Raw genomic sequence first — 17,438 nt, 5'->3', positions numbered from 1 at the left:
AGGACATGCACGGGTATTTCACAGGGATATGCCTGGAGGTCGTGGCGGGAGATTGTCCATGTCGGAATTGCCGATTCCCGCCACCAGCGCCGCAGACTGACCGACCGGCCAGCCACCAAAGGACGCAGGTGTGAGCGCCATGGGCCTTATCGCCGCCTTCGACAGCGGCTACAGTGGCGCGTTATTCACCCGCTGATGGCTCCCCCTGATGACCGCCCACGCTTTTGCTCCCCTGCCCGATCTCGCCAACACCCTGCTACCCCACGCCTTGGAGCCCGTCGACGACGGCGCCCACGACCTGTCGCACCTGCAGCGGGTGTGGGCCAATGTGCGGCGTATCGCCAGGGAAGACGGCGGCGACTTGCAGGTGTTGCTGGCCGCCACCCTGTTGCACGACTGCGTCGCCGTGGAAAAGAGCTCACCGCTGCGCGCCCAGGCCTCGCGCCTGTCGGCGGAAAAGGCCGCGGTCCTGCTGCATCAACTGAGCTGGCCCGAAGCCAAGATCGCCGCAGTGGCCCACGCCATCGAAGCCCACAGCTTTTCCGCCGCCATCCAGGCCGACACCCTGGAGGCGAAGATCCTGCAGGACGCCGACCGTCTCGACGCCCTGGGCGCTCTCGGCGTGGCCCGCACCTTCTATATCGGCGGCCGGTTGAACCGAGCCTTCTACGATCCCCACGACCCGCACGCTGAGCACCGCGGTTACGACGACCTGAACTTCACCCTCGACCACTTCCACACCAAGCTGCTGCACCTGGCCGAGGGCTTTCAGACCGTGACCGGCGCGCGCCTGGCGCAGGTGCGGCATGCCCGACTGAAGCGCTTCATGGACGAGTTCATTGACGAGATCGGCGACTGACTTACTCCGCTGTGGGCTAATCCTGAAGCCTGCAAGATCACAACTAACGCGACAGCCGCCCATGGTAGAACGGCGCCTCATGAATCCAACAACAGACGAGGCCCGCGCATGCCCAGCGCTACCCCCCCCATGGTTCCAGCCAGGCTGTTCGGGCTGTTCTGCGTCGCCAGCTACCTGCTGTCGCTGTCCTATGGCTCGACCTTCCTGCTCTCGCTGCTGATCGGCTCGCGCGGTGGCAATGAGCACGATGCCGGCAGCGTGATTTCGGTCGCCATGCTCAGCACCTTGGTCGCGGTGATCTTCTCGGGGCACCTGTCGGACCTGCTCGGCGCCGCGCGCTCGATTGCCCTGTTCGGTTGCCTGCTGGTGGTCGCCAGCCTGGGCTTTGCCCTGACGCCGGGCTTCGGCGATGCCCTGCTGTTTTTCGGCCTGACCCTGGGCCTGGGCTGGGGCGTGTTTTACACCCTGGGGCCGATCATCGTGGCAATGATGGTGGCGCCGGCGCAGCGGGCCAGGTTCTTCGCCCTGCTGTCGGGCAGCATGATGAGCGGCATCGGCTCGGGCCCGCTGCTGGGGCGGCTGGCCAACGCCCTGGGTTACCCGTTGACTGCGGCCTTTCTGCTCGCCGCGGCCGCCAGCCTGATCGGCGTGCTGATCTTCTGGCGCCTGGGCGCGCAGCTGAAAAGACACCCCAGCCATCTGGGGGCCGGCGCGGCGAAAATCAGTTGGGCCAGCAGTGCCCGGGTGCTCTCGTCCAAGGCCTTGTTCCCGATCCTCATGGTCGGTCTCGGCGGCTGCGTATTCGGCGGCCTGTCGAGTTTCCAGACCAGCTACGCGGCCTCCCGATCGCTGGACTATTCGCTGTTCTTTCTCGGCTTTATGGCGGCCGCCATCGGCAGCCGCCTGCTGATCGCCGGCTTTGTGGTCAAGCGCGACGCCTATCGCGCGGCGTGCCTGCTCTCGGGGCTGATGCTGGGATCGATCCTGATGTTCCAGCTGATGGTCGATGACGCGGAGAGTTATCTGCTGGCCGCCGTGGTCCTGGGGGTCGGCTACGGCCTGACCTACTCGGTGATCAACGGCCTGGCCGCCAACGAAGCGCCGCCCGGCGACACCTCGCAAGCCTTGCTGCTGTTCAGCCTGGCCTATTTCATCGGGGTGTTCGGCTTTCCGCTGCTGGCCGGCCGGATCATCGTCGAACAGGGCATGCCAGCCCTGATGCTCACGGTGCTGGGCATCGCCCTGCTGAACTGGCTGATCAGCGTCGGGCGCCTGGTCTGGCGCGGGCTGAAACCCGGCGGGGTGGCGCAGAACGCCTGAACCGTTCGTCGTTCATCAGGCACCAATCAAAATCACCGGCAGCCCAAGATCAGGTAGCGACTCTAAAAACGAATGGAGGCGACATCATGATCAAATCCAGGCTGACGCTCCTCGCCCTGGCCGGGCTGCTGTCCTCGGCGGCCTTCGCCGGCGCCAGCGGCCCCGCCGATCCGGTGGAACGGCCAAAGTCCCCGGCCACCCAAGGCTCGCCGAGCATCAATATCAACCCGCCGCAGGTGGATGAAAGCACCCTGCCCCCCGCCACGGGTACCGATCCGCGCATCCAGGGCAACGACACCGGCCGCGCCGGCACCCTGGACACCAACCCGCCGGACAGCAAGCCGAAAACCACCACCGGCGGCACAGGCTCCGAAGGCCACGGCACCGATCAATAAACCAGGCACGCACCCTTCCCCCACACAGAGGTCCGCATGAACGTCGACAAAGAGCTGGAAAAAGAAGTGCTCACCCGCTTGCTGCACGCCCACCCCAACGGCCTGGGCAAGGAGGTGCTGGATAACTATCGCGGCGAAAGAGTCGTGGCCAGCACCCTGGCAATGTTGCAGGAACGCGGCTTGATCAAGGAGGGCCATGTCACCCTCAACCCGGCGGGCGAACATGCCCTGAACCTGCCGATCAAGCTGACCGCTTCCGGAGTGGAAGCGGCCCGCAAGCTGGACGCCTGACCGAAGACCCGGGCGTTCGTTCGCGCCCACCGGCACCCGCGTTACGACGCGGGTGCCGACAGCGCCGATTCAGCAGGTCGGATGGTTGAAGCGATTGATCATGTTGCCGTAGGTGCGGTTGTAGCGGTTGGCCGAGCGAACGATGCTCGAGCTCTGCATATGCGCCGGCAGGTTCTTCATCGCGCCCTCGGGAGCGCGCTTGTACACCCCGTCCTTGACGTCGCGGATGATCGAACGCGACTGGCCGATGAACTCATTGATTTCCAGCATGCCGCCACCGCACGACTTGCCGCTCTGTGCCGCCTGGGCGCTGACCTTGCCATTCCAGCCCGCGGCCGCGTCGGCCACCAGTGCCAGGGACTTCTCGAAAGCCGCCAGTGCCTGCGGATCGTTCGGTTCGGCGAACAGCGTCTCGGCATCGGCGGTGTTGAGTTTGCCGTAGTAGATCAACCCGGCACGGTAATAGGCCGCGGTGTCTTTCGGCGCCTCATCGAAGGCCTGCTTGGTCAGCGCCAGGTCGCGCGCGCCCAGGCCGGCGTAGAAGTCCTGCTCCTTTTCGCTGACCGCGGTCAGGGCGGCCAGATAGGCCTGGCTCTGGCGACGGGCCAGCTCGCCGTTGTCGCTCAGGTAGCCCTTGGAAGTGGCGTAGTTCTGCAGTTCATGGCTCAGCGGCGAGAGGGTTTTCAGGGCCGCGGAAAAGGCCTGGGCCGCCAGATCCACTTCCGGGATGGGCGTATCGATGGCCAGGGCGCCATCCAGGGCCCGGCTCAGGCGATCGATGAGGATATCGTTGCCGACGCTGAAAGCGGTGATCGGCGCCTTGGCCGCCAGGGCCGGCACCTCGTACTGCTGGTAACGCTGCAAGAACGTCTGGAAGGATTCGCTGATGCTGTTCGCCGCACCGACGTACTGGTTGTATTTGTCGATTTCCTGCTGCCGGGCATCGACCTGTGCCGCGGGCTGGCTGACTTTTTCACTCTTGTCACCACAACCGGCCAGCAGCACGCTGCCGCCCAACAGGGCCGCAGCCAAAAACATCCGGGTATTCATTGGTTCATTCCTTTAAAAACAGGCCACGACCACACCGCACGGCAGCGGCAGACCGGTGACGGGGTTGGATTTGCGCAACAGGGGATTGATAGCGGGCGTACTGTGTCGATCAGCCGCCCCTGATCTGGGGCGTAAGAATCATCCATGAGAATCTCGCGAAAAGGCCCGACAACTCGTCAGACGCATCCATTTCCGGGGCAGGCATTGTGCGAGACTTCCTCCGCCCTGGCAAACCTCGGGCCGTCCTGCCTGCCGCTTTTGTGCGAAATGCCGTGCTTCTGTGATCGCGATCACACCCCTCGGGCACCGGTGTCGAGAGCCCCATTCGTCGATTCCCGGGCACTTATCGGCCCTTTCCCCGCCCCAACTTCAGGTATCCATTGCCAAAGGAGAGCCCTCATGCCTCGTGGAAGCAAAGCCAAATACACCGCCGAACAGAAGCGCAAGGCCGCGCATATCGAAGCCGGCTACGAAGCCAAGGGCGTGCCCAAGGACGAGGCCGAAGCGCGCGCCTGGGCCACGGTGAACAAGCAGTCCGGTGGAGGGGAACGGGCTGGCGGCTCCGGGCAACGCACACCGGCCTCGGAAAAGGCCGCCGCACGCCACTCCTCGGCCAAGCGTGCCGCCGCCAGCCGTGAGGGGCACGCCCGTAACAGCCAGGCCTCGCTGAGTACCCAGACGAAAGACAGCCTGCTGAAGGAAGCCCGGGTGAAGAATATCCGCGGCCGCTCGACCATGAGCAAGCAGCAATTGATCGACGCATTGCGCAAGGCGGGATAAACCGTGGATCGCGAGCAGGCCCACTCCCAGCGGGAATGAGCTTGCTCGCGATCGCTCTCGTTCAGTCGGTAAACACCTAGGCTCGGACGTTATCCCCGTTGACCAGCGCATCCACCTCCGCCGCGCCCGGCGCGGTGGCCGGCCCCCAGCGGGTCACCGCCAGGGCCGCCGCGGCGTTGGCACGGCGCGCCGCCTGCAACGGCTCCAGCCCCTGCGCCAGGGCCGCGACGAAAACTCCGGCATGGGCATCGCCAGCGCCATTGCTGTCCACCGCCTGGACCTTGAAGCCCGGCACATGGGCGCTGTGGCCATGCTGGCTGACCCAGCAGCCCTGCGGCCCGTCCCTGACCACCAGCAACACCTCCCGCGGCAGCCCCTCATGCAAACGTCGCAGGGCTGCGGCGATGGTCGTGGTCCCGGTGAAACGCAAGGCCTCGACGCTGTTGCTGGTCCAGAGATCGATACGCGGCAGCAGCCGGCGCATGGCCGCGGAGTCCGGCGAATCCACCAGCGGGCCCGGATCGAACACCAGCCGGATCGCCTGTGGCAAGGCCAGCAGCCAGTCCAGCAAGGCCTCGGCCTTGCCCACATGCAGCAGGCTGTAGCCGCTGACATAGACAAAGTCGTCGGCCTGCACCGCGACACCGGCCAGGTCCTGGGCCGACAGCTGGCCTTCCGCCCCGATGTAGGAAATGAAGCTGCGTTCGGCCGTGGCTTCGGTCAGCGCCACGCACAGGCCGGTGTCCTCGGTACGGCTGGCCTCGAGAGCGATCTGGATGCCCTCGGCGCGCATCGCCTCCCGTGCCAGATCCCCGAAGCGACCGTTGCCGTGTCGCCCCAGGTACAGCACCGGCAGGCCATTACGCTGGGCGGCAGCCATCACGTTGAAGCCGCCGCCGGCCTCGAAGCTGGCGGACTGCGCCAGCACGTCGCCGCCGGAGCTCGGCAGGCGGTCCACGGACATCACCAGGTCGACCATGACCTGGCCGGTGTGCAGCATTCTAGGCATTGGCATTCTCGACAAAGGCAGCGCGGCGGTCCCTGGCCCCGCCCAGCACGGCATACACGCCGCCGGCCACCAGGAAGGTGACGATCCAGCCCAGGCCGTTATGGCCCAGCCAGGAATCGGCCAGCGGCCCGGCGAACCAGACGTTCTCGGCCGTGGTGCCGATGGTGGTGAAGCTGAAACCCAGCACTATGGCCAGCGCCCAGGCGCCGAAGGCCCGCCATTCGACCCCGCCGCGATACCAGTAGGCGCTGCTCGGGGTGACGTCCAGCAGGTCCTTGGGGCTGTAGTAGTGACGGTGGATCAGGTCGACCACGAAGATCCCGACCCAGGCGGTGATGGGCACCGCCAGCAGCGAAATGAAGGTAATGAACGGCCCGTAGAAGCTCTCGGCGATCAGCATGAAGTAGATGGAGCCGGCGAAGATCGCCACGATGTCCACCACCACCGCATACACCCGCTTGACTTTGAGCCCCAGGGTCAGGGTGGTCAGGCCGGCCGAGTACACCGACAGGTTGTTCGACAGCAGCAGGCCGCCGAAAGCGGTGATCAGGTACGGCACCGCCATCCAGGTCGGCAGCATGTCGCGAATCGCCACGATCGGATCGGTGGCCGAGGCCAGGTCGTCGTTGCCCACCGACAGCAGGCCGCCCAGGGTAATCAACAGCACCAGCGGAATGCCGGCGCCGAAGGCCGCCGACGCCACCAGGCGCGCGGCCTTGACGCTGCGGTGCTGATACCGCGACATGTCGGCGCCGGCATTGGCCCAACCGATACCGGTGCCCGCGGCCATGGTGCCGACGCCGATGATCATCGCGCTCAACGGCGCCGGGGTGGCGTTGAACACCGCGCTCCAGTCGATGGTGGCGCAGAGGAAGCCACCCACCAGCAGGTTCAGCGCGCCGAACACATAGGTGGCCCACTTCTGGATTACCAAGAGGGTCGCGTGGCCGAGGCCGGAGACGGCCAGGGTCAGCAGCACGAAAATGCCGATGAACAGCAGGGTCAGCAGTGGCGCGCTTTTGGCCTCCACTGGCGAGCCGAACAGGATCGAACACAGCGACAGCAGGACGAAGGCGGCGGTGGTGGTGTTGACGGTTTCCCAGCCCAGGCGCGACATCAGCGACACCAGGGTCGGGCCGATATTGCCGCGCACGCCAAAGATCGCCCGCGACAGCGTCAGGCTCGGCGCCCGCCCACGACGCCCGGCAATGGAGATGATCCCCACCACCGCGAACGAACCGGCGGCGCCGAGGATGGCGACGATGATCGCCTGCCCGATCGACAGGCCGCGAAAAGCCACCAGGGTCGCGCCCAGCGGCAAGCCGAGGATGCTGATGTTGGCGGCGAACCAGACCCAGAACAGTTGCAGCGGATGGCCGTTGCACTCGCCTTCCGGCACCGGCTCGATGCCGCGGGTTTCCAGCTGCCCGGCACTTTGCCCGGGGTTCGATGCACTCATGAAAACACTCCTGTTGCCTTTGTTGTGATTGTCGGCAATTTCGGAAGTCGATCAGACGTCCCGGCATTCCTCGCCGTATTCCTGCTATCCATGGCAAATAGGCCTCAGCGACGACGGCTCGCGCACAGGGGGTGGGAGCCTTGGTCATGCAGCCTCGCGGCCCTTAACGCAAGGCCAGCAGCCCCTGCACCAGCGGTTCGAGATCCAGGTCGTTGACCTGCTTGATCTGCTCGATCAAGGCGGCCGGCCAGCACTCCATCCCCTGGCAGGCACCGAGCATCGCGCCGAGGATCGCGGCAATGGTATCGGTGTCGCCCCCCAGGCTGGCGGCCATGCACAGCGCCTCGAACGCTTGCAACTCACCGATGGCCACCTGATGCGCCAGGGCGAAGGAGACCACCACCGATTCCTGGGAAGCGACGGAAGTACCGATCAGGTCGTACAGCAGATCGGCCAGCAGCGCCTTGTCGCTTTCGACACTGAGGGTGCGCGCCCAACTGATGCGCGTAGCGATACGGCCGCCGGCCACCCAGTGGCCATGCCGCTCCGCCTCCTGGGCGATCTGCACGCCGATCTGCAAGGCGTCGCCCAGCGGCACGCCATTGATCCCGGCGGATACCACCGCCGCCACCGCCGCCGCGCTGGAGATGCCCAGCGTGGTGTTATGGGTGACCTGGCAGGCCTCTACCACCGCGCGGATAAAGCCCTGGGCATCGTCGACATTCGCCGCGATACCCACCGGGGTGATGCGCATCGCCGCGCCGTTGGTGGTGCCGTAACGCCCGGCCTCTTCCGCGGTATGCCCGGCGAGGATCATCTCGATCGCGCGTTTGGTCGAAGGGCCCAGCAGGTCCTGGGAGCCCTTGGCCTGCATCGCCGCTTCCCACTCGATCAGGCTGTGGGCCAGCGCCGCCGGTTCGATCCGGCCCTTGCCCGCGACCAGCAGGTCGCCGACCAGGATCGCCTGCTCGGTGTCGTCGGTGATCGAGCCCTTGGGCATGTTGGCGGCAATCGGTTGATCGGGACCGGCGTCTTCCAGGCTGTGGATGGCACCGAAACCCTGCTTGATCTGCTGCCGGCTCAAGGATTGGGTCGGCATGCCCAGGGCATCACCCAGGGCCAACCCGTAAAAGGCGCCCAGAGCGCGATCCAGCGGGATCATTTCTGCGCTCCGAATTCCAGGTGCAGGCGAAAGTGCAGCGGGTCGAGAAAACTTTCCACCTGTTCCATGAAACGCCCGCGGCGGTCATAGGTGGTCCGCAGGGCCTTGAGAAACACACTGCCGGCCGGACGTCCCAGCAGTCGTGCCTCTTCTTCACCCAGTGGCTCGGCGCCGATCCATTGATCGCCACGCTCGCCGATGTAGCCGTAGGCGGCCAGGGTAATGGTCAGGGAATCATCGATCAGCCCTACTCGCGGCAGGCTTTCCAGGGCTCCGGTGGCGGGCATCAGGGAACGTTCAAGGGAAACCACGGTGCCGTCGGTAGAGCGCCGGCGCCGGTCCAGGGCGATGAACTGGTCGGTGCCGAAGCGGCTGAGCAGGTCCGGACGCTGCACCGCTTCCAGGCGCAGCACCTCGGTGTTGATCAGCGCCCCGCTGTCCGCCAGGGCCTGGGCCCAGCCGTTTTGCTGGTCCAGCACCACTCCGTCAAAGGTGACGATGGAGCCGACCCCGCTCTGGGTGGCGATGTAGTTGCGGCGTTTGAGTTCGGCCAGGGCCTCACGCAGGGTGCCACGACTCACCGAGAATTCCTGGGCCAACTGATGCTCGCCCGGCAGCAGGAAACCGTCCTCCATGAGGCCGCTTTCGATGCGTCGGATCAGCTCATCGACCACGCGTTTTTTCTTGTCAAATCGAACATGTCTAATCATGTACAAATTGATACCCGAAACGGGATCTTCGTCGCAAGATATTTATTCGGGAAACAAGGTATTTCGGAGCTCAGGGCTCCAGGCCGATCGGGAAGAACACCCCGCCGCTCCAGACGCCCAGCCAGTTCTGACCGTCGATCGGACGGCTCACCGCCAGCTCCACCAATTGGTAGAACACGTTGCGGTGCACCAGTGCTTCCAGGTTGCTGCGCACGTGAATGTAAGGCGCCGGCTCCTGGGTCTGCGGGTCGATCACCACCCGCAGCGGGTGTTCGCTGCCAGCGCTGACCTGCTCGTCGACATTGGTGGTAAAGCGCAGGACCAGCTCCTCGCCCTCGCCTTCGACCTCCAGGGTGACGGCAACAAAAGGCGCGTCATCGACCTTGATGCCGACCTTTTCCACCGGGGTGATCAGGAAATAGTCGTCGCCATCGCGGCGAATGATGGTGGAGAACAGCTTGACCATGGGTTTGCGGCCAATGGGGGTACCCAGGTAGTACCAGGTGCCGTCGCGGGCGATACGCATGTCGATATCGCCGCAGAAGTCGGGATTCCACAGGTGGACCGGCGGCAAGCCCTTCTCCGCCTTGGGAATCTGCGCCAACAGATCGTTGGCTTTGCCCGGACCACTCATGCTGCTTTCCTCGTGCTTGGCTTAATCGCTCAAGCCTAACAGGCTGCGGGCGTATTGTTCGAGCGGCGGGCCAAGCAGGTCTTCCGGCTTGTTGTCGTGGAACGTCAGTAAACCGCCACGACTGCGAATCCGCGCGGTGTCGATCAGATACTGGGTACTGGTCTCGATCAGCATGATCTGAATCACGCCGTTGTCGATCCCCAGACGATCCACGGCTTGCTGGTCGAACCATTCATCGGAGTTGCCGATACGGTCGTCGGCCTTGGCGAAACGGGTGTACAGCAGGTAATGCGCACCCACCTCACGGGCCTCGGCCATGGCCTGGTCCAGGCCTTCCGGCGCCCGGGCGCGGCGAACCATGGGGAAGTATTCGATAAAGCCCTTGAAGGCTTCCTCGGCCACCACGTTGGGGCGCGGGTAGGCGCTGCCCGGCGGCGCAAAGGCGCCCTGGGCGATGAAAATGAACGAGTCCGGTTGAACGCGGAACGAGTTGGAGCGCTGGGTATTACTGTGATCGAGGAAACCCGCATCGCCCATGTGATAGCGAACACCCTCACCCATATCGCTGACATTCATGCAGCCGCCGAGCCCCAAAAAAGCCAGCAGCAAAACCAGGCTACGCATCCTTCCCTCCAGAAGCCGGTGACGGAAAACCGGCGAATGGCCACGAGATGCAGCTTCCGCGCCAGCTCAGGTGCCTGCAGCCGCTGCCGCAGGCTGCGAATGGCTGCGCAGCAGCCACAAACCCGGTGAAGGCTATTGGCTGGAGAGAAATGGGTCGTCTGGATTGGCGAGGACTGCGCCCTCGATCGCAGCCTGCGGCAGCGGCTACAGAGGACGGGGATCAGGGAGATGGGGTTTAGCCGCCGATGATTTTCATCACCGTCGCCCCACCGGAGAACGCCACATCCTGCTTGTCGCCCAAGGCCTTGACCAGCAGGCGCTGCAAGGCCGGCAAGGCTTGATGGCGCGGCTTGTCCAGCAGGTCGCCGACATAATGCCGGTTGCTCGACGACAGGCAACCGTGCAGCCAGCCGGTGGACGACAACCGCAGGCGCGAGCAGGTCCGGCAGAACGGCACGCTTTCGTTGGCAATTACGCCGAAGTGGCCCAGCCCCGGAATTTCATAACGCACGGCCGTGGCATCCACCGGGGCATCGGCCTGCAGGTATTCGTAGCGTTCACCGATCAGGCTCAGCAACTGTTGCAGGCTGACGAACTGCTGCAGGAAGGCATTGGAATCACTGGCCAGGTGGCCCATGCGCATCAGCTCGATAAAGCGCAGTTCATAACCACGCTCCAGGCAGTAGTCGAGCAGCGGCATCACCTGGTCCAGGTTCTGCCCGCGCAGCGGCACCATGTTGACCTTGATTTTCATGCCCGCCGCGCGAGCCTGGTCCACGCCGTCAAGCACGGTTGCCAGGTCGCCGCCACGCGCGATGCCGCGAAAAGCCGAGGCGTCCAGGGTGTCGAGGGAAACGTTGATGCGCCGGATACCGGCATCCACCAGCAGCGGCAGCTTGCGTGCGAGCAATTGGCCGTTAGTGGTCAGGCTGATGTCTTCCAAGCCCATTTGCCCCACCGCGCCCATAAAGGCTTCGAGTTTCGGGCTGACCAGGGGCTCGCCGCCGGTGATCCGCAGGCGCTCGATGCCTGCCGCCTCGATCAGGTAGGCCACGCCGCGCGCCATGGCCTCGGCCGACAACTCGTCCTGGGCAGCCACCAGCCGCTTGCCGTTGGGCACGCAGTAGGTACAGGCATAGTTGCAGGCAGAAGTCAGGCTGATACGCAGATTGCGAAAACGCCTGCCTTGACGGTCAACGATCATGGATGACTCCGGCGGAGGAAGAGTGAACCGGCCAAAACCTGACTCAAAAATCAGGTTTTTGCAAGTCCCATGCCTGAGTATATTCCTGGGACACTGCGCCATATAGAGAAATCATGGCGCCATAAGGCGACTGAATGAATCAGCTGCCGGAGCTATCGGGGTCGCGCTTGCGCTTGTTGCCCATGCGCACGCCGATGTCCATCAGGAACTGGAAGAAGCCTTCCTGGTCTTCCAGCACGTTGCTCCAGAACGGCGAGTGGTACAGCGCCACCGCGCCGTGCACCAGCGCCCAGGCCGCGCAGTAGTGGAAGTAAGGCGGCACGTCTTCGAGCTTGCCTTCGCTGATGCGGCCCTTGATCAACAAGGTCAGGCGTTCGAAGTTGGAAGCACGGATCTTGTGCAACTCCTCGACCATTTCCGGCACCTGGTTGCCCTTGACCACCTTCTCTTCCAGGCGATCGAACAGCCGGTAACGCTGTGGATCGCGCATGCGGAATTCGAAGTAGGCCCGGGACAGGGCTTCCTTATCCTTGTCGACATCGGCAGAGTGCAGCAGCTCGTTCAGGTCGCGCTCATAATCGAGCATCAGGCGCAGATAGATCTCCGCCTTGGACTTGAAGTGCTTGTAGATGGTCCCTTTGCCGATACCAACGGCATCAGCGATCATCTCGACGGTGACGCTGTCTTCACCTTGATCGAGGAACAGCTTGAGCGCGGTATCGAGAATTTCTTGCTCGCGGCGACGAAACTCACGGACCTTACGAGGTTCTTTCTGCATAAGAAAAGGTCTGTCGGGGTCAAAATCGAAGCCGCGTATTATGCCTAAATTGCGCCAAAATGCACGGATCATCCGACCATGACTATGTTTCTTGATGAATTTGTACAGGCCCCGGGCCTGCGTTATTTGAATCACGCAGCTGTCGCCCCCTGGCCGAATCGGGCCGCCGAAGCCGTGGCGCGCTTCGCCAAAGAGAACGTCTTGCTGGGTGCGCGGGACTATCCGGACTGGATGGCCCTTGAACAACGCCTGCGCGAACGCCTGATGCGCCTGCTAAATGCACCGTCAACGGATGATATCGCGCTGGTCAAAAATACTTCGGAAGCGCTGTCATTCGTCGCTTTTGGCCTGTCCTGGGAAAAAGGCGACCAGATCGTCATCAGCGACGAAGAATTCCCCTCCAACCGTATCGTCTGGGAAGCCCTGGCCAGCCAGGGCGTGGAAGTGCTTCAGGTCAGCCTCAAGGGCGACGACCCGGAAGGCGCGCTGCTGGCCGCCTGCGGGCCGCGCACCCGGCTGATGGCGATCAGCGCGGTGCAGTTCGCCAGTGGCCTGCGCCTGGACCTGCAACGCCTGGGCGCCGGCTGCAAACAACAGAACGTGCTGTTCTGCATCGACGCCATCCAGCAACTGGGCGCCCAACCCTTCGATGTCCAGGCCTATCAATGCGACTTCGCCATGGCCGACGGCCACAAATGGATGCTCGGGCCTGAAGGCCTCGGCGTGTTCTATTGCCGCAGCGAGCTGCGCGTGCAGCTCAAGCTCCATGAGTTCGGCTGGCACATGCTGGAACACATGGGCGATTACAGCCGCAGCGAATGGGAGCCGGCCAAGAGTGCCCGGCGCTTCGAATGCGGCAGCCCGAACATGCTCGGCGCCATGGCCCTGGAAGCCAGCCTGTCGTTATTGGAAGAAGTGGGCATGGAGCACGTGGCGACCTTGATCGCCGAACGGGTCCAGTGGCTTCAGGACGGCTTGAATGCTATCCCCGGCGTACGCCTGCACACCCCGCTCAACCCTGCCCGACGCGGCGGAATTTTTTCGTTCAGTATCGATGGCATCGATAATCAGGTGGTTTATGAGGCGCTGCAACAGCAGCAGGTGGCGTGTATCCCTCGTGGCCCCGGAGTCAGATTTTCACCGCATTTCTATACCGAAAAGCGCGTGATCGACGAAACTCTCGCCATTGTGGCTGACATCGCCCGGCAATGAGAACTCAAGCGAAGCGCGCGTATTCCAAATTTGTTTAAAAAACGAGCAAGGCCAACTGGACTGAATTCAATAGTGATCAATACTTGAAATGTCGGCGTGACATCTCCCCCAAGTGAAGCGCCGATGAAGGTACCAAGGGATGGCGTGCCTTTGTTTTACTCCTAATGGTCTTAACCCGGATTCCCCCCCCAGAACCCGGGTTTTTTTTGCCTGCGATTCAGCCCTTGACGTGCGCCAGCGGGAACAGACGCTTGAAGTTCTCGGTGGTCTGCTCGGCAAAACGCTCGTAGGGCTCCCCCCGCAACATGGCCAGGAACTCGGCGACTTCACGTACGTACTGCGGCAGGTTGGGCTTGCCGCGATAAGGAATCGGCGCCAGGTACGGCGAATCGGTTTCCACCAGCAAACGATCGGCCGGCACCTGGCGCGCCACGTCCCGCAGCGCATCGGCATTGCGGAAGGTGACGATCCCGGACAGGGAAATGTAGAAACCCAGGTCCAGCGCGGCCTTGGCCATGTCCCAGTCTTCGGTGAAACAGTGCAGGACCCCGGCTTGCGGCAACGCCGCTTCGCGCAGCAGAGTCAGGGTATCGGCGCGCGCGCCACGGGTATGGACGATCACCGGCTTGCCGGTCTGCTGGGCGGCTTGCAGGTGCAGGCGGAAGGACTCCTGCTGCAACTGCGCGGCTTCCGGTTCGTAGTGGTAATCCAGGCCGGTCTCGCCGATGGCCACCACCCGCGGATGGTTCAGTTCCTGCAGCAACCAGTCGAGGGCTGGCGCGGCGCCGGGCTGGACATCCAGGGGATGGACACCCACCGAGCAGTCGACATCGCCATACCGCTCGGCCAGGGCTTTGACGTCGGCCGCATTGTCGGCACTGACGCCAATACACAGGAAATGCCCGACACCGCGCTGACGAGCCGCGTCCAGGGCGGCGTCAAGGGAGCCGTCGTGCGCGGCGAGGTCGAGGCGATCGAGGTGACAATGGGAATCTACAAGCATAAGAAGCGACAACCACATTCGGTCAATGAACAGGCCGGCCCGAGCAGCAGCCGGCGATTCGGTTTGTTTCCAGGCGCCGCCGTCAGTTGCGGCCAGGCAGTGCGGCCCACTGCACCAGCAAGGCTTCGAGCAACAGCACCCGATTGAGGTTGGCCTTGTTCAACACCTTCTGGCGCTGCGCAAGGATCCAGCCCTGGATCTCCAGAACCTTGGCCTGAGAGGATTTCTGCGCGAGGTACTGCACCACTTTGCGCATATCGGCCAATCCCAGCCCCTCCTCGTCCTGCGTCAGCTGATAACGCAGGATCAGGCTCGACCAGTCGCAAAACCAATCGAACAGCAGCAACAAGGGTATCGCATTCCAGCCTTCGGCCAGTTGGGTCGGCGATTGTTGCTGCTTGAGCAACTTCTTCACCCCTTCGACCACCTGCGCCCGCTGCTCGCGCGCGCCCTGGGCTTGCAGGCTGACAGCCGCCAGGGGCGAACCGGCCGCCAGGGTCAGCAGCTCGACCCGCTCCTCTTCCGAGCAGTCCGACAGGGCCTTGCTCAGCCATTGCAGGCTCATGGCCTCACTGGGCAGAGGACAGGCCTGCTGCACGCAGCGACTTTTGATGGTCGGCAACAAACGGCTCGGCTGGTGGCTGACCAGCAGCAACACCGTATCGCCGGACGGCTCTTCGAGGCTTTTCAGCAGCGCGTTGGAAGCGTTGATGTTCATCGACTCCACCGGTTCGATCAGCACCACCTTGCGCCCCCCCAGCTGCGCGGTCTGCACCACGAAGCTGACCAGTTCGCGCACCTGGTCGACCTTGATCGCCTTGTCCGCTTCTTCCGGCTCCAGCACGTAGTTGTCCGGGTGGCTGCCGGCCTGCAGCAGCAAACACGACTTGCATTGCCCGCAAGCATCCAGCCCCGCCGGGTGCTGGCACAGCAGGCGCGCCATCAGACGCTCGGCCAGCGCACGCTTGCCGATGCCCGCCGGACCATGGAGCAGATAGGCATGGGCATGCTGTGCACGGCCTGCCAGTTGCTGCCAGAGCTCGTCCTGCCAGGGAAAGGCCTCAGCCACGGTGCAACTCCAGCAATTTCGGCAACAGGGCGTCCAGCGCCTGCTGGACCTGGGACAGCGGTTGCGAAGCATCCACCAACAGGTAACGCGCCGGATCGGCCGCCGCACGCTTCAGGTACGCCTGGCGTACCGCGTCGAAGAACACCCGCCCTTCCAGTTCGAAACGATCCAGGCGACCACGGGCGCTGGCGCGGGCCAGCCCCACCTCGACCGGCAGGTCGAACACCAGGGTCAGATCGGGCCGCAGCTCACCCTGGACAAACTGCTCCAGGGTCGCGATGCGCTCGACGGACAAGCCACGACCACCACCCTGATAGGCGTAGGTGGAATCGGTAAAACGGTCGCACAACACCACCGCGCCACGCGCCAATGCCGGGCGAATCACCTCGGCCAGATGCTGGGCGCGCGCGGCGAACACCAGCAACAGCTCGGTATCGGGATTCATGACCTCGTCGCCAGGGGTCAGCAGCACCTCACGGATCCGCTCGGCCAAAGGCGTGCCGCCCGGCTCGCGGGTCAGCAAGACCTCGATGCCGGCGGCGCGCAGGCGCTCGGCCAGGTATTCGCGGTTGGTGCTTTTACCCGCGCCTTCCGGGCCTTCCAGAGTAATAAACAAGCCAGTCACAGGCAGTCCTTAATCAAAGTCATTGCGGGCTTTTCGGCTCGGGTTCGACGGGAGTTTCGACCGGTGCTTGCGGCGGTGCTTCCGGGCTCATCCCGGGAGCCTCCTGAGAGGGTTCCTCAACGGGCTCCTGAGGCACCACCTGCGGAACCGCCTCGGGCGCCGTATCGGGTGACGCCGCCGGAGCCGACTCCGGAGTCTCGGAAGCTGCCGGGCTGCCCGCCGGTGCCGGGCTGGAACGATAATCGGCGCGACGCTTGAGCTGGAACTCACGCACGGCATTGTTGTGCGCCTCCAGATCGTCGGAGAACACGTGGCTGCCATCGCCACGCGCCACGAAATACAGACTGCTGCCCGGCACCGGGTTGAGCGCGGCATGAATCGCTTCGCGACCGACCATGGAGATCGGGGTCGGTGGCAAGCCACTGATCACATAGGTGTTGTAGGGCGTCGCTTCCTTCAGCAGAGCGCGGGTCAATTTACCGTTGTAACGCTCGCCCAGACCATAGATCACCGTCGGATCGGTTTGCAGCAACATGCCAACCTGCATGCGGCGCACGAACACCCCGGCGATCTGCCCACGCTCCTGAGGCACGCCGGTTTCCTTCTCCACCAGCGAGGCCATGATCAGCGCCTGATAAGGCTCGGTGTACGGCACATCGGCCGAGCGCTTGTTCCATTCCTTGGCCAGCACCTCGTCCAGGCGGTTGTAGGCCTTTTCCAGCAGTTCGACATCGGTCATCCCACGCACGAAACGGTAGGTATCGGGAAAGAACCGGCCCTCGGGGAAAACCCCGCCGTGGCCGAGCTTTTCCATGACTTCGCTGTCGCTCAACCCATTCAGGGTCTGCTCGAGCTTGTCATGCCTGGCCAGCGCGGCGCGCACCTGGCGAAAGGTCCAGCCCTCCACCAGGGTCAGGCTGTACTGCACCACTTCACCGCGCTGCCAGACCCCGATCAGGCCTTGCGCGGTCATCCCCGGAGTCATGCGGTATTCGCCGCTGTGCAGCGGCTGCCCTTCCATGTTGAAGCGCCAATACAGGCGCAGCCAGAACGCGTCCTTGAGAACGCCATTGGCTTCCATACGGTTGAAGGTACCGCCTGGCGTCGAACCGGCCGGCACGTCGAGCAATTGCTCTTGGGTCAGGTTGAGAGGCTGCTCCAGCGCCGAATTCAACTTCCAGGCCGAGGCGCCCAGCGCCAGACCTGCCAGAACCAGTCCGGTCTCCAGCAGAAGCAATAGTTTACGTCTCACAA

Annotated in this window: 19 protein-coding genes; 6 read left to right on the top strand and 13 right to left on the bottom strand. The window is 63.9% G+C overall.

Features of this window, described 5'->3' with window-relative positions:
• Positions 1–208 precede the first annotated feature (208 nt).
• From H0I86_RS08975 to H0I86_RS08960, 4 genes are all read left to right on the top strand, one after another.
• On the top strand, positions 209–859 hold the full coding sequence (locus tag H0I86_RS08975) for an HD domain-containing protein (protein WP_180924749.1): 651 nt from the start codon (positions 209–211) through the stop codon (positions 857–859).
• Between the two features lie 108 nt (positions 860–967).
• Positions 968–2,179, top strand: a complete 1,212-nt coding sequence (locus tag H0I86_RS08970; protein ID WP_180924748.1) for an MFS transporter — start codon at positions 968–970, stop codon at positions 2,177–2,179.
• Positions 2,180–2,265: 86 nt separating this feature from the next.
• The gene (locus H0I86_RS08965; RefSeq protein ID WP_180924747.1) at positions 2,266–2,574 is read left to right on the top strand and encodes a hypothetical protein; all 309 of its coding nucleotides are present in this window, start codon (positions 2,266–2,268) and stop codon (positions 2,572–2,574) included.
• A gap of 36 nt (positions 2,575–2,610) precedes the next feature.
• Positions 2,611–2,865, top strand: a complete 255-nt coding sequence (locus H0I86_RS08960; protein WP_009042865.1) for a hypothetical protein — start codon at positions 2,611–2,613, stop codon at positions 2,863–2,865.
• A gap of 69 nt (positions 2,866–2,934) precedes the next feature.
• Here H0I86_RS08960 and H0I86_RS08955 read toward each other — a convergent pair whose 3' ends face one another.
• A complete protein-coding gene (locus tag H0I86_RS08955; protein ID WP_180924746.1) occupies positions 2,935–3,915 on the bottom strand; it encodes a DUF3829 domain-containing protein in 981 nt (326 codons plus the stop codon).
• A gap of 399 nt (positions 3,916–4,314) precedes the next feature.
• Here H0I86_RS08955 and H0I86_RS08950 point away from each other — a divergent pair, with 399 nt between their 5' ends.
• Positions 4,315–4,695, top strand: coding sequence for a termination factor Rho (locus H0I86_RS08950; RefSeq protein WP_180924745.1), 381 nt, complete (start codon positions 4,315–4,317; stop codon positions 4,693–4,695).
• A gap of 76 nt (positions 4,696–4,771) precedes the next feature.
• On the opposite strand, the gene H0I86_RS08945 is transcribed toward H0I86_RS08950, so the two are convergent.
• From H0I86_RS08945 to H0I86_RS08910, 8 genes are all read right to left on the bottom strand, one after another.
• A complete protein-coding gene (locus tag H0I86_RS08945; protein WP_180924744.1) occupies positions 4,772–5,704 on the bottom strand; it encodes a PfkB family carbohydrate kinase in 933 nt (310 codons plus the stop codon).
• Positions 5,697–7,163, bottom strand: a complete 1,467-nt coding sequence (locus H0I86_RS08940) for a purine-cytosine permease family protein (protein ID WP_180924743.1) — start codon at positions 7,161–7,163, stop codon at positions 5,697–5,699. Before H0I86_RS08940 ends, H0I86_RS08945 begins: the two co-directional genes overlap by 8 nt.
• A 163-nt stretch (positions 7,164–7,326) precedes the next feature.
• On the bottom strand, positions 7,327–8,325 hold the full coding sequence (locus H0I86_RS08935; RefSeq protein ID WP_180924742.1) for an ADP-ribosylglycohydrolase family protein: 999 nt from the start codon (positions 8,323–8,325) through the stop codon (positions 7,327–7,329).
• Positions 8,322–9,035 (bottom strand): GntR family transcriptional regulator, encoded by a 714-nt coding sequence (locus H0I86_RS08930; RefSeq protein WP_180924741.1) that lies wholly within the window; start codon positions 9,033–9,035, stop codon positions 8,322–8,324. Before H0I86_RS08930 ends, H0I86_RS08935 begins: the two co-directional genes overlap by 4 nt.
• A gap of 70 nt (positions 9,036–9,105) precedes the next feature.
• Positions 9,106–9,669 carry a DUF1285 domain-containing protein gene (locus tag H0I86_RS08925; protein ID WP_180924740.1) on the bottom strand — a complete coding sequence of 188 codons (564 nt, stop codon included), beginning with the start codon at positions 9,667–9,669 and terminating at the stop codon, positions 9,106–9,108.
• 21 nt (positions 9,670–9,690) lie between these two features.
• The gene (locus tag H0I86_RS08920) at positions 9,691–10,293 is read right to left on the bottom strand and encodes a DUF4823 domain-containing protein (protein ID WP_180924739.1); all 603 of its coding nucleotides are present in this window, start codon (positions 10,291–10,293) and stop codon (positions 9,691–9,693) included.
• Between the two features lie 235 nt (positions 10,294–10,528).
• Complete coding sequence (locus H0I86_RS08915) at positions 10,529–11,497, bottom strand: GTP 3',8-cyclase MoaA (protein ID WP_180924738.1); 969 nt, start codon at positions 11,495–11,497, stop codon at positions 10,529–10,531.
• 139 nt (positions 11,498–11,636) lie between these two features.
• Positions 11,637–12,275: a TetR/AcrR family transcriptional regulator gene (locus H0I86_RS08910; RefSeq protein ID WP_007928069.1), complete on the bottom strand. Its 639-nt coding sequence runs from the start codon at positions 12,273–12,275 to the stop codon at positions 11,637–11,639.
• Between the two features lie 78 nt (positions 12,276–12,353).
• Here H0I86_RS08910 and H0I86_RS08905 point away from each other — a divergent pair, with 78 nt between their 5' ends.
• Positions 12,354–13,487, top strand: coding sequence for an aminotransferase class V-fold PLP-dependent enzyme (locus tag H0I86_RS08905; protein WP_180924737.1), 1,134 nt, complete (start codon positions 12,354–12,356; stop codon positions 13,485–13,487).
• 217 nt (positions 13,488–13,704) lie between these two features.
• Here H0I86_RS08905 and H0I86_RS08900 read toward each other — a convergent pair whose 3' ends face one another.
• From H0I86_RS08900 to mltG, 4 genes are all read right to left on the bottom strand, one after another.
• On the bottom strand, positions 13,705–14,490 hold the full coding sequence (locus tag H0I86_RS08900) for a TatD family hydrolase (RefSeq protein ID WP_180924736.1): 786 nt from the start codon (positions 14,488–14,490) through the stop codon (positions 13,705–13,707).
• Between the two features lie 82 nt (positions 14,491–14,572).
• A complete protein-coding gene (locus H0I86_RS08895; RefSeq protein WP_180924735.1) occupies positions 14,573–15,559 on the bottom strand; it encodes a DNA polymerase III subunit delta' in 987 nt (328 codons plus the stop codon).
• A complete protein-coding gene (tmk, locus tag H0I86_RS08890) occupies positions 15,552–16,184 on the bottom strand; it encodes a dTMP kinase (RefSeq protein WP_053278067.1) in 633 nt (210 codons plus the stop codon). The genes H0I86_RS08895 and tmk overlap by 8 nt, the downstream gene beginning before the upstream one ends.
• Positions 16,185–16,203: 19 nt before the next feature.
• Complete coding sequence (gene mltG / locus H0I86_RS08885) at positions 16,204–17,436, bottom strand: endolytic transglycosylase MltG (RefSeq protein WP_180924734.1); 1,233 nt, start codon at positions 17,434–17,436, stop codon at positions 16,204–16,206.
• Between the last annotated feature and the right edge of the window lie 2 nt (positions 17,437–17,438).

Origin of the sequence: Pseudomonas chlororaphis subsp. aurantiaca, assembly GCF_013466605.1 — a bacterium.
Taxonomy (GTDB): Bacteria; Pseudomonadota; Gammaproteobacteria; order Pseudomonadales; family Pseudomonadaceae; genus Aquipseudomonas; species Aquipseudomonas chlororaphis_I.
Note: the sequence above shows the minus strand (reverse complement) of the source record. Positions and strands in the feature narration are given on the sequence as shown.